The organism is Pseudodesulfovibrio sp. JC047, from assembly GCF_010468615.1.
In the GTDB taxonomy this organism is placed as follows: Bacteria; Desulfobacterota; Desulfovibrionia; order Desulfovibrionales; family Desulfovibrionaceae; genus Pseudodesulfovibrio.
The window spans coordinates 132,298-145,084 of the sequence record NZ_WUEH01000004.1 but is presented as its reverse complement, the minus strand read 5'-3'; the positions used below and the strand labels follow the sequence as shown (position 1 = coordinate 145,084).

11 protein-coding genes are annotated in these 12,787 nt (G+C 52.5%); 6 read left to right on the top strand and 5 right to left on the bottom strand.

Annotation, left to right across the window (positions count from 1 at the left end):
• Positions 1-744: 744 nt before the first annotated feature.
• From GO013_RS03965 to GO013_RS03945, 5 genes are all read left to right on the top strand, one after another.
• Entirely contained in the window at positions 745-1,152 is a 408-nt protein-coding gene (locus GO013_RS03965) for a LysR family transcriptional regulator (protein WP_163808758.1), read from the top strand.
• Positions 1,153-1,297: 145 nt separating this feature from the next.
• Positions 1,298-4,339, top strand: coding sequence for a formate dehydrogenase-N subunit alpha (fdnG, locus tag GO013_RS03960; protein ID WP_163808757.1), 3,042 nt, complete (start codon positions 1,298-1,300; stop codon positions 4,337-4,339).
• Positions 4,340-4,350: 11 nt separating this feature from the next.
• On the top strand, positions 4,351-5,085 hold the full coding sequence (locus GO013_RS03955) for a 4Fe-4S dicluster domain-containing protein (protein ID WP_163808756.1): 735 nt from the start codon (positions 4,351-4,353) through the stop codon (positions 5,083-5,085).
• An 81-nt stretch (positions 5,086-5,166) separates the two neighbouring features.
• A complete protein-coding gene (locus GO013_RS03950; RefSeq protein WP_163808755.1) occupies positions 5,167-6,084 on the top strand; it encodes a formate dehydrogenase accessory protein FdhE in 918 nt (305 codons plus the stop codon).
• A 14-nt stretch (positions 6,085-6,098) separates the two neighbouring features.
• Positions 6,099-6,884: a formate dehydrogenase accessory sulfurtransferase FdhD gene (locus GO013_RS03945; protein WP_163808754.1), complete on the top strand. Its 786-nt coding sequence runs from the start codon at positions 6,099-6,101 to the stop codon at positions 6,882-6,884.
• Between the two features lie 39 nt (positions 6,885-6,923).
• Here GO013_RS03945 and GO013_RS03940 read toward each other — a convergent pair whose 3' ends face one another.
• Positions 6,924-8,186: an HD-GYP domain-containing protein gene (locus tag GO013_RS03940; RefSeq protein WP_163808753.1), complete on the bottom strand. Its 1,263-nt coding sequence runs from the start codon at positions 8,184-8,186 to the stop codon at positions 6,924-6,926.
• Positions 8,187-8,466: 280 nt separating this feature from the next.
• Between GO013_RS03940 and GO013_RS03935 the strand changes: the two genes are divergently transcribed.
• Positions 8,467-8,955: a hypothetical protein gene (locus tag GO013_RS03935; RefSeq protein ID WP_163808752.1), complete on the top strand. Its 489-nt coding sequence runs from the start codon at positions 8,467-8,469 to the stop codon at positions 8,953-8,955.
• A gap of 226 nt (positions 8,956-9,181) precedes the next feature.
• Here GO013_RS03935 and GO013_RS03930 read toward each other — a convergent pair whose 3' ends face one another.
• The 4 genes from GO013_RS03930 to GO013_RS03915 form a co-directional block, all read right to left on the bottom strand.
• The gene (locus GO013_RS03930; RefSeq protein ID WP_163808751.1) at positions 9,182-9,331 is read right to left on the bottom strand and encodes a hypothetical protein; all 150 of its coding nucleotides are present in this window, start codon (positions 9,329-9,331) and stop codon (positions 9,182-9,184) included.
• Between the two features lie 345 nt (positions 9,332-9,676).
• Positions 9,677-10,396, bottom strand: coding sequence for a GntR family transcriptional regulator (locus GO013_RS03925; RefSeq protein WP_163808750.1), 720 nt, complete (start codon positions 10,394-10,396; stop codon positions 9,677-9,679).
• Positions 10,397-10,414: 18 nt separating this feature from the next.
• On the bottom strand, positions 10,415-11,365 hold the full coding sequence (arcC, locus tag GO013_RS03920) for a carbamate kinase (RefSeq protein WP_163808749.1): 951 nt from the start codon (positions 11,363-11,365) through the stop codon (positions 10,415-10,417).
• A gap of 14 nt (positions 11,366-11,379) precedes the next feature.
• Positions 11,380-12,786, bottom strand: a complete 1,407-nt coding sequence (locus GO013_RS03915) for a DUF1116 domain-containing protein (protein ID WP_163808748.1) — start codon at positions 12,784-12,786, stop codon at positions 11,380-11,382.
• Position 12,787: the final 1 nt, after the last annotated feature.

The window sequence follows — 12,787 nt, the reverse complement described above, 5'->3', positions numbered from 1 at the left end:
GTCTGCATCGTGTGCTGAGTGTCTGCATCATTTTGACCGTATCACTTTATCGACTTTATCGACAAACCGTTTGTCTTCGTTTGTTCTTTTTTGGGTGAGGGAAAGCCTTGTGGAGAGCGCATTTTTTGCCTTTTCGGACATGGAATGATTGCCTAACATCCTGACGACAAATGTTTTTTTGAAAAGAAAGGCAGAATCATTCGCTGCCTGCACGACAGAATGAGATATTTTTGAAACCGTGAATATGGTGAAAATTTCCCGGGAATATTGACTGTACAACGATTTGGCACCACTTTTTTATTTTTGTTCGATGCCCTGATAAGTATAGTTCAATTGTCCGTATTTGTTGAATTTAATCTTCATCATAGCTTTGTGCAGGTTTTTTTGGGGAAAAAGCAAAACGACTTAAAATGCTAAAATATATCTATTTATTTTATTTTTAGTGTCAAATCAATGTGCAGTCGCGAAGTGTTTACTCTGTCGGGAATTTTTCCTCAGTGGGTAATTATGTTCTGACAGACATAATGGTCTGTCGGGAGATTCTATGTGACCCGGGAGTACGAAACAGCACGAGTTGGTGCCCGGGATCAGATGAAATGGCTTGTATGGGAGCTGTTTCAGGATGTTCACATCAGACAAGTCGTTTTCAGGGCTGCGTCCGGTGTGAGTGTGTGACGGTGGACACCGGCGAATTGAGTGAGCCTGTGCTGTGAAGGCCCGAAACTTTTTTGGGGGAGGAACGCTATGCTGAAATCCGAAATTTTGGAATCTGCCAGTGCTGCGGTGGGGGCAGGACCTCGTCCCGAGCCGACAATGCGGATGCACCTATGGGTCGAGACCGACGACGGGGTGCTTTTCGGGCTTGGCCGATTGCAATTGCTTCGTCAGGTGGAGCGGTGTGGGTCTCTCAAGGCCGCAGCTGAATCCTTGGGCATGTCGTATCGGGGGGCATGGGGCAAGATCAAGACAACGGAAGAATTGATCGGCCGAAAACTCATTGAAAGAGCCACGAGTCGTCGCGCCGGATATCACCTCACTTCCTTTGGGTGTGGCATCGCCAGAGATTTTGACAAATGGTATCAGGATGTCGAGTCATATGCCCTGTCCAAGGGACAGGAATGTTTTCCCTTTTCTCTTGGAAAATATACCTGAAAAGATTCCTGCGGCTTGTAATATGTTAAATATAACATATTGATTTAATTGAATTTTGTGCTACAGTATCCGCACTTGGACATTCTGTCCGAGTATAACTGTGCCGGCCTTTTGGGGCGCGGTACGTAGCAAGGAGGCCAAAGGTATGAAACTCGACCGCCGAAGCTTCATGAAGCTCGCAGGAACCAGCGCGGCGTGTCTCACCCTCGGGCAGCTCGGAGTGAATCTTACTCCGGTCAAGGCCTATGCCGGGACATTGAAGATCTCGGGTGCAAAAGAGGTTGTGACCGTCTGTCCGTTCTGCTCGGTGAGCTGTCATATTATCGGGCATGTCAAGGACGGCAAGCTCGTCAGTACGGAAGGTGATCCGGATTATCCCGTGAATGAGGGCGCACTCTGTGCCAAGGGCGCAGCCATGCTCAGCATGACGACCAGCCATCATCGGCTGAAAAAGCCCCTGTACCGTGCTCCGTATAGTGATACGTGGGAAGAAAAGAGTTGGGACTGGATGTTGGACCGCATTGCGCGCCGCATCAAGGACACTCGCGACAAGGATCTGATTTTGAAGAACGAGCAGGGTGAAACGGTCAACCGGCTCGAATCCATGTTTATGCTCGGTACCTCCCATGCGGGGAACGAGGAATGTGCGATTGCCCACCAGGCAATGCGCAGCCTGGGTGTTGTCCACATGGACCACCAGGCACGTATCTGACACAGCGCAACTGTTGCGGCTCTGGGAGAGTCGTTCGGACGCGGTGCGATGACCAACCACTGGATCGACATCAAGAATGCCGATTCAATCCTCATAATGGGCAGTAATGCTGCCGAACATCATCCGATTTCATTCAAATGGGTGTTGAAAGCCAAGGACAAGGGCGCCACTGTCATGCATGTGGACCCGAAATTCTCGCGGACATCAGCCAGATCGGATTTTCATGTTCCCCTTCGGTCCGGAACGGACATCGCTTTTCTCGGGGGCATGATCAAGTATATTGTCGAGAACAAGAAATACTTCCATGAATATGTCACGGAATACACCAACGCTGCTCTGATCGTGGGCAAGGACTTCGGTTTTGAAGACGGCCTGTTTACCGGGTTCGACGCAAAGACGAGAAGTTACGACAAGTCCAAGTGGGGCTTTGAAATGGATGCGCAGGGCGTTCCCAAACGGGACAAGAGCCTGAAGGATCCTCGGTGTGTGTTCCAGCTTCTCAAGAAGCATTACGCACGGTACGACGTGAAGACGGTTTCCGAGACCACGGGTGTGTCTGCCGACGACCTGATGAAGGTCTATGAAAACTTCGCAGCCACGGGTCGCCCGGACAAGGCCGGAACGGTCATGTACGCTTTGGGCTGGACCCAGCATACTGTCGGCGTCCAGAATATTCGGTCCGCCGGAATCATTCAGCTCCTGCTCGGAAACATCGGTGTCGCCGGTGGTGGTATCAACGCCCTTCGCGGTGAACCCAATGTGCAGGGATCGACCGACCATGCACTGCTGTATCACATCATTCCCGGGTACATGGCCATGCCGCAGAGCGGTTGGCAGACCTATGATGAGTACCTCAAGGCCAATACTCCGATCTCCAATGATTCGCAGTCTGCCAACTGGTGGCAACATAAACCCAAGTACTTCGCGAGTTTGCTCAAGGCGTGGTATGGTGAAAACGCCACCAAGGAAAATGGATTCTGTTACGAATATCTGCCCAAGCTCGAAAAGGGTGAGGATTATTCCTACATGTATCTGTTTGATCGCATGTATCAGAAGAAGATTCGGGGCGGTATCATCATCGGTCTGAACCCGATGAACAGTGTGCCGAACTCCAACAAGCTCCGGAAAGCTTTGGATAATCTCGATTGGCTTGTGACCTCCGAGTTGCACCATTCCGAGACCACGGATAACTGGAAACGGCCAGGTGCCGACCCCAAGAAGATCAAGACTGAAGTCTTCCTGCTGCCATCTGCGCATCGTCTTGAAAAAGACGGGTCTGTCACGAACTCGGGCCGTTGGTTGCTGTGGCATTATCAGGCCATCAAGCCCGCTTTCGAGGCCAAACCGTTTGGCGACATGTTCTGCGGCTTCATGAAGCGTGTGCAGAAATTGTATGAAAAGGAAGGCGGTGTTCTTCCTGAGGCCCTGACAAAGCTCGATTATCCTGAAACCTACGATGTCGATGATTTGTGTGCCCGGATCAATGGTCGCTTTACGCGGGATGTTGAGTTCAAGGGAACCAAATATAAGAAGGGGCAGCAGGTCCCGACCTTCACGGCTTTGGCCGATGACGGGTCCACCAGCAGCCTGAACTGGTTGTATGCCGGAAGTTATACCGAAGAAGACGGCAACAAGGCGAAACGTCGTAGTACGGCGCAGACCGCGATGCAGAAAAATATCGGTCTGTTCCCGAACTGGTCCTGGTGTTGGCCGGTGAACCGTCGGATTCTCTACAACCGTGCCTCTGTCGATTTGAACGGCAAGCCGTACAATACGGCCAAGGCGGTTATCGAGTGGAAGGACGGCAAGTGGATCGGTGATGTCCCGGATGGCGGCTGGCCGCCCATGGCCACCGGCAAGGGCAGAAGCCCGTTCATCATGTCCAAACACGGTTTTGGTCAGATCTTTGGCCCGGGTCGTCAGGATGGTCCGTTCCCCGAACATTACGAACCGGTCGAGACGCCGGTGAAGGTGAACAAGTTCTCCAGTCAGCTCAGCAGTCCGGTGTACAAGTTCGTTGATTCCGATCTGGATAAACTGGCAGCTCCGGCTGATCCGAAATATCCGGTGGTGTTGACCACGTACAGCGTGACCGAGCACTGGTGCGGTGGCGGTGAAACTCGCAATGTCCCCAACCTGCTTGAAGCGGAACCGCAGCTCTATGTCGAGATGAGTCCCGAATTGGCGCAGGAAAAGGGCATCAAGAATGGAGACGGCGTGATTGTCGAATCTGTCCGTGGCCGTGTCGAAGCGTTTGCCATGGTCACCATTCGTCTGCGTCCGCTGAAGATTCATGGACAGGTCATCCACGAGATCGGTATGCCGTTCTGCTTTGGTTGGACCACGCCGGGAACAGGAGATTCCACAAACAGGTTGACGCCGTTTGTCGGTGATCCCAATACGACCATTCCCGAATTCAAGGCCTGTTGCGTCAATATTCGCAAGGCCGACAAGCTCACTGAGCTGGCAATATAAAGGAGTACGCCATGCCCAAGACGATATTCGTTGATACGTCACGATGCACAGCGTGCCGTGGATGTCAGATAGCCTGTAAGGAATGGCATGAGCTGCCAGCGAACAAAACCACGCAGTACAAGTGGGGCAGCCATCAGAATCCGCAGGATCTGAATGCCAACAACTATAAACTTGTTCGTTTTAACGAGCACCTCGAAGATGGCAAGGTTCATTGGAACTTCTTCCCGGATCAGTGCCGCCATTGTGAATTGGCCGCCTGTAAGGAGATGGGTGATATCTACATTGAAGAAGCCATTATCAAGGATGAAGAGACCGGTGCGGTCATTTTCACCGAGAAGACAAAGGGCTTTACCAAGGAACAGTTCGAGGAAATCAAGGATGCCTGTCCGTACAATATCCCGCGTCGCAATGAAGAGACCGGGCTGATGGCCAAATGTACCATGTGTAATGACAGGATTCATAATGGACTGGTGCCGGCGTGCGTGAAGGTGTGTCCCACCGGCGCCATGCAGTTTGGCGAGCGGAGCGATATGCTCAAACTTGCCAATTCGCGGCTGGCTACCTTGAAAAAGAAATACCCGAAAGCGCGTCTCGCCGATCCTGACGAGGTCAATGTGATCTATCTGCTCATTGATGAGCCGGAGAACTATCATGAGTTCTCTGTTGCGCAGGCAACGGTTGGTCCCATGAGCAAGAAACAATTTCTTGCGACCTTGGCTAGACCCTTTAAGGCTTTGAAAGCATAACACTTAATCCTCTCCACACGAGGAGACGGGATGGTTGTGTGCCATCCCGTCCTCCTCGCCGTGGGGCGCATGGAGCATTTCATGAGCACTGTATCTGCCAGTACGATGGTTGAAACGACCCTGGCGTCCATTCGCGAACGGACACCGGCCTATGGCGAACTCGCTGACCAATTCGGTCGGGTTTTTCTCGCTGTTGCGGGCGTGCGCGACGATCTGATGAAAAAAGGGGTGGCGATACCGGCCATCGATCCTGCCAGAATTTCAGCCGGGGTGCCTGTTCTGGTTGGAAACGACATGACACTGTGGGCGAACGAGCTGGTTGAATCCGCTTCAGTCGTGGTGCCCATTTTGTCCGAAGTGCTGGCGTTGGACGAAGCGACTCGGAAAAGCTTGATAGAATGGATGGCTGATCCCAAGCATGTTTCGGGACTTGCCCAGGCCTGGATAGAAGGCGATCGGAAATATTTCGAGAACACCTCTGTTTGCCCGGAGACGGTGTCCCCGGACGTGTTGTTGTCCATTTCAGAGACCATTTCCGTTCCTGTTCTTTGTGCTGTTGTCGAAACCCTGGGTGAGTCCCTTGCCTCCTTGTCCTGGGATCACGGGTATTGTCCGGTGTGCGGTTCCACGCCTTCCATTTCCATGCTGTCGCCCAAAGAGGTGTCGGAACTCGATCAACTGGTCGGAGGCGGTGGCAAGAAATATTTGCACTGTTCTCACTGCGGGCATGATTGGCGTTTCAAGCGTAACGCGTGTCCGGCCTGTGGCAATGATGACGCAGAGACCCGTGAAGTCTTTTATGCCGATGGGACGAACGCCGAACGGATCGAGGCGTGTCACGCCTGTGGCAAATACTGTTTGAATGTCGATTTGCGCGAGTATGAACCGCGTCCGAATCTGGATGTCCTTCAAATGGGGCTGATCCATCTTGATCTTTTTGCGCATGAGCACAAATTGCAGCCGCTCACCGCGACGTTGTGGAATACCCTGGAGTCGTAGGTGGGGAGCAGAGCATGTCGCATGTGAAATTGTATGTCTTGAATAATGAAGCCGAAAGCGAGCGGCAGCAGACTCCGGAGTCGGGTCAGGCCGTGCGATTGGCCTGTCCCGTGACCCTTCAGCAGTTCTCGGGAGGCTCGCTGTCTTTTCAGGAAGGACTTGTGGCCGTGGAATCGGATATTCGTATCGTGGTGAATGGTCGGGATTTTGGGGCATTGACCCGGACTCCCGGCGATGATTTGTCCTTGATTGCGGGATATCTTTTTACCCATTCCATGATTCGTGAAGGGGACGATATGGTGGACTGTTCCTTTCGGTATCGGTCCACTTCTCATGCCACGGTGACGTTGAAGACGGCGGAATGTATCCGTCGTCTGTACCCTTCGCCAAAACCCGTGCATGTGGTGCCGGAACGAGTGTTTGCGTTTAAACGGTCCTTTGAGCGGCGGCAGAATTTGTACAAGAATACCCGGTCAACCCACGGCGCGGCCCTGTTTTCGTTGGAAGGGGAGCTTTTGGCCTTTGGCGAAGATGTGGGACGGCACAACGCCTTTGACAAGGCCATAGGTCGTGCGTTGCTTGAAGGTACCCTGGACCGAGTGAATATCGCCATGCTGTCGTCACGTCTGGCACTCGAACTCACCAAAAAGGCCGCGACCGCGAATATCCCGATTCTGTGCGGGTTTTCGGCGGCAACGAGTTCATCCATCAATTACGCGGAACGGAATAACATCACATTGGTCGGGCGGATCAGGAGTGATTCTTTTGACGTGTATTCCAACGGGTGGCGGTTTCAATAGTCGCGGAAGTGTATTGGAAAGTTCGCGACCAGTGCTCGATCATTGCGTGGGGTCCACGTAGTAGGTGAATTTTGCGCGTGGAGAAAGGTAGTCGTGTGCTTCCTGCGGGAGTTGGGTCAGGCGGATGGATTTTTCGACCTTGAGATCCTGTTCATCCACCAGATCCACGATCAACGCTTCTTTTTTCGGCACATCGGGATCGTAGAGCATGACGCTCGGGTTGAGCTGGCTTTTCGGGTTCACGGCCATGACCATGCCGATGTCTCCGTTGGATAATTCCACCACTGTTCCGGGTGGGTATATCCCCAGACAGCGAATGAACAAAGTCAGATCTTCCACATCGAAGAGGTGCTTCTGGTGCCCGAACATGTGGGAAAGGGCGAGGTACGGCGTCATTGAATCCATGGGGTCAGCATGGTTGCAATGGTTGTCATAGGCGTCAGCAATGGTCACGATACGCGCAAGTGGATCAATAGCACTGCCATCAAGTCCTTTCGGGTATCCCGATCCATCCATCTGTTCGTGATGGTGCCCGACAATGGTGGCGACCCGGGAGGACAGAGCGTCTACCTCCGAGAGCATTTCCACCCCGAAAACAGGGTGTTGACGAAGAATTTCCTGTTCAGGTCGAGTGCGTTCCCCCCGCTTTTTGAGCAGCTTTTTCGGGATACGGTTCTTGCCTATATCGTGAAGAAGCGCGCCCAGACCCAGGGTTGTCATGTCGCTTTCCGTCAATCGGGCTTCCTTGCCAACCATCATTGATAAAATTGCGACGTTCATCGGATGCGAATATGTCGCTTCCTCTTTGGCCGTGACGTGCATCAAATGCAGGGTGGATTCGCGATCTTTCAGAAATAAATCGGTGAGACGTTGAACAAAGTTGAGGGCCTCTTCCAGCGACTGATCGGTGCCGCTCAACAGATTGCGTTCAATGGCGTTGAAATGGGAGATGCATGTGGAAAAGTGTTTTTCACAGCGGGCAATCCGTTCCTTTTTTTGGCGGAGACGAAGGGTGCGTTCATTCTTGATTGCCCAGAGATGGTCGATGATGTCCTGTGAAATTTGTTCTTCCACAGGCAGAGAAGCTGGCTCTTGTTCGGGTGCGTTGAGTGGCAGTACATCGCTTTTTTCAGGGATGCAGAGGACGTGCGATATTCCCAGCCGTTGAATGAGCTGCACATGTTTCTGATCTTTTATTTTGAAATTACTGAATAAAAAAGGATGGTCGAACCAGCTTGTTTTTTCCAGCCTGATAAAAACTCCCGGCCTGAGATGCTCAACCGGAATGCGATATTCAGTCATTTTTTTGTACGCCATATGGGAAAACATCTACCGTATCAGGCCGGAACATACAACTCCTGGCCCCGTATTCCTCCTAAAAAGACGGTGAAAGAGTTTTTTGGTGTCCCTAATATGTATCCATTTGAACTATCAGTAAATATGTATCGCAGAAGGTGATTTGTATCGTGTTGGCAAAGAAAAAGGGTTTGCAAAGACCGATGAAATCATTTACTTATCAAAATCGTGGTAATTTTCCACAACTTTTCATACCGGAAAGATTGGATTTTTAGGCGGTGGTACCATGTCTCTTCATGTTTTGAAAAGTCGTCGATGTCTTCTTGGAAATCTTATTGCGGTTTTTTTTGTCCTGTTGGCAGGATTTGCCGTGGTCATGGGGGGTGTCCTGACCGGAAGGCAGGATGCAGAGATCGGTTTGTCAGGACTGGTTTCGGTCAAGGGAACCGTCAGTCTGTCCGATTTGGAGTTGAGCACGGCTGAAGTGTCCAGCATCAACACGGTTGTGGATCGGCATCGAGACACCTTCACACGGGTTATTCTGACAATTGATGTTCAGGACGGTGTGGACCGGATTGAACGGTCCACTGTTTTGGCATGGTCCATGGCGTTGGTGACAAACGGGAATTGTGAAGTGCGCTCCTGGAATCGCACTGTCAAACGGGATACGCTTGTCAAACAGATGGTTTCCTACGTGAACAAAGCGGCCAGAGAGTATACGAATTTCAAAAGATATCCCGATATCGAGCAGAATTTCAAAACATTATATATCTGATGGACATGATGTCAGATACCTCTAATCTCGCGAGTCTGCGGGATTTTTTTTTGCTGTATCCATTTGATGGATGAGTTCCATTCCGAGACGGTGCCTCTTGTGTGCCTCGAAGGACTCTGAGAGGAACACCGACCCTATCGGCTCAGGACTGCTCTTAACGCTCCCATACACTTCTTGACAGCCTGTCGTTGTGGCAACTTAGACTGGGGACGTGTTGTGTGGCGATTCAGGAAGCCTGTTTGTCCTTTTTGGAGCTTCCGGTGTCGATCGGCGGGGTCTTTTTGGGGTCGGCATAATTGGAAAACATGGATTTGAATCCTCGTTTCAAAAAGTCTTTGGGTTTGCCATTGCTGTTGATGCTTGTTCTGAATGTCATGAGTGCTCCTGTGGTTTGTTGGATGTCAAAGGCAGAATGACTGCCGAGGTCTAATTGATATCGACTTTCATTATCAAACACAACACTTGATGTGAAAAAAAATGACATTTTTCATATCTGGCATATTTTCATTCTGTTTAATTGGCTTAAAATATTCGAATAGCAGGACTGGCACGACGAAAATGGCAGCCGAGAGTGTGTCCTTCGGCATCTCAACCAGTGGGGATATATTAGCGTAGAGGAAGTACAAGATCGTGCCGGCTGCAAAAGAGAATTTGAAATGCCTGAAAAAAACAGCCGCCAGGAGATGTGTCCGGGCGGCTGTTCGGTGAAGACGACTTATGGTTAATAATAGGACTGGAGCAACGCCTTTTGAACACTGTCATTGGCATTGTCCTGGCCTTCTTCGATATTGTCCAGAAGATAGGCCCTGGCTCGTGTTACATCACCTTGGCGAATGGCCTCGATGATATCCAGATGCTGCTGGCAGGTTGTTTCCAACCGACCGGAATGCTGGAAATCCAGTGTCCGGAAGATCAACAGGCGTTCACTGAAGGAATGGAGGGTTTTCCAAATGGCCTGATTCCCGAGAATCTTGGCCATTCCTTCATGGAATGATTGGTCCTTTCGTGCGACCTGATGGTGATCCGGTGGAGGATCTCCCATGCATTTTTCACAGAACTCTTCCCATTCCTGTTGCAGCCGATCAAGTCCCTCATCAATATCCTGTCTGGCACAAAGTTGTTCAACGACATAGAGTTCAAGCGCCTTGCGGAGTTCATAGATTTCACGGACTTCATCCGGGTGAATCTGCTTGACCACAAAGGTCCTGTTTTCCATGCGCTCGGCAAAACCTGCCGCCGCCAACATGCGCAAGGCTTCCCGGACCGGACTCCGGCTGACGCCGAATTCCCGGCACAGGGACTCTTCCACCAATGGTTTGTTCGGAGGATATTCCCAGTTCAAGATTCGACCCCTGAGGGTCTTGAGAATCTTGGTGCTGAGGTTCTCCTTTTTCCGTTTGGTTTCGGGTTTATTGCTGCTGTTGCGGGTGTTTTCTTCCATTGTGTCCTTTTCCTAAAGTTAGTCTGGAATTATCTGCGTTCCAGCCGTCCCTGTCAAGGCCTTGCTCATGAGGGGAAGGCTGGTGATGATACCTCTTCCTCCCTGATATTCCACAAAGTCCGCCAGTGCGGTGACCTTGGGTTCCATGCTGCCTTTTGGAAACTCTCCGGCCGCGCAATAGGCCCGGGCTTCGGCCAGACTCATGGTTTCTATCCACCGTTCGTCCGGGGTGTTGAATCCCAGGGCGACCTGGTCCACACCGGTGGGCAGCAACAGCAGATCGGCTTCGAGTTCCCGAGCCAGGAGTGAGGAGGAGAAGTCCTTGTCGATGACCGCTTCCACGCCTTCCAACTCGTTGTTTTCATTTTTGATGACCGGAATTCCTCCACCACCCAGGGCAACGACGAGATATCCGTCTTTGACCAGTTGGTTGATGGAATTCTGTTCGACAATGGCGACCGGCTCGGGCGAGGGCACGACTCGACGCCAGCCGCGTCCAGAGTCTTCGACAATGCTCCAGCCGTTTTCCGTGGCCAGTCTTTCAGCTTCTTCTTGCGAATACCAGGAGCCGATGGGCTTGCTGGGATTGGCGAATGCCGGGTCGGTGCGATCAACCAAGGTCTGAGTGACCAACGCAATGGGTTCACGCGTGATACCTTGCCGCTGGAATTCGTTGCGTAATGCCTTGCAGAACATGAATCCCACGGCACCTTGAATGTCGGCTCCTGCGTAGTCCATGGGCACGCTGGCCACGGATTCTTGGCTGAGTTCTGACCGACGCATGATGAATCCGACCTGTGGCCCGTTGCCGTGGGTCAGGACCACATTCCAGCCCAGCGAGATCATGTCCGCAATGTGGACGGCGATCTGTCGAACCATTTCGTACTGATTCTCAAGGGACAAGTTCTGTGCGTCCGGGATCAGGGCGTTGCCACCAATGGCGACAACCGCCAGTTTGTTTTTTTTCATGAATATTCCCGTGGTTATTTGGAGAGCCGGGCATCGAGCATGTCGATGGCCTGGGTAAAGCAGTCCATGGGAGCGGCGGTCAATCCTGCGCCGATCTGGCCGATACCCGCTTCTTTATGAGCGATGCCGGTGTTGATGATCGGCTGAATGCCGGTGTCCACGACCTTGCGGCAGTCGATACCCGCAGCAGAGCCGCCGAAATCGAGCAGGGGCAGGGTGAACGCGCCGTTGCGTCCCACCGTAATGCGTTGCATGGTCCGGGAGTTCTTGACCGCGTCGGCCACGGTACCGCCCACGAACTGGACAATGGCTGGAGCCGCTGCCATGGCGAATCCGCCGACACCGGCTGTTTCGGTAATGGCACTGTCGCCGAGGTCGGCAGCAGCGTCTTCCTTGCCGTAGCCCGGGAAGAAGAGTCCATCGACCATGGGAGCGTCGGCAGTGAACCAGGTGTCGGGGAATGCGGAAATCCGGACACCAAATTCAACGCCATTTCTGGCCATGCAGATGACCATGCTGGAATTTTCGACTCCGGCGGCGGCATCCATCATGGATTTGCAGGACGCCATGGACAGGTTCAGGAAGAAGTGGTCGTTTCCGGCGATGAAGGTCAAGGCCTCGGCGATTTTGGCCGGGTCCATGTCGGATTTGAGCGCAGCCGGGGCCAGCTTGCGGAAAAACATGGAGGTCGCAGCGGCGTTCCGGTTGTGGACTTCATCGCCCATGTGCAGGGCCTGGGCCATGAGCGGTTTGATTTCCAGCGGCTCCATGTGTTTGACGGCCTGGCTGACCACCGGGGCCAAGACATCGGCCATCCAGTGGAGACGGTCCAGCACTTCCTTGCTGAATGCACCAAACCGCAGGACCTTGCCCAGTCCTTCATTGAAGTTGCAATAGGTATAATTGCCGTGGGCTTCGTTGCGCACGATCCAGACGGGCATGGACGGGCTGATGACGCCGGCCATGGGACCAACGGCCTGATGGTGGTGACATGGGGCCAGTGTGACATCTCCGGATTCAACCATCTTTGCGGCCGCTTCCGGGGTTGTGGCCCATCCTTCGAAGAGAATGGCACCCATGACGGCTCCCTGCTGGGGACCGCACATGTTTTCCCACGCGATCGGCGGACCGGAATGCAGGATGCGTTTTCCGTCCATTCCGGGAATATCCTTGCCCGCTGTGCCGACACCCACGAGCACGGGATTGGCTTCCATATAGCGAGAAAAGGCGATTTTATTGGCTGCGTCAATGGCCGGGTTGCTCAGGGTCTTTGCCAGCTTCCAGGCCCGGTCGGCTTCGCCGCCTGCCGGTGGCTGCCATGTGCAGTTGGAAACCGGGACACCCTGCGATGACAACGCATCCCTGAAACGGGGGAGTCCGACATTCAGGACATTGGTAGTATCAGATATGAGATTTTTCATG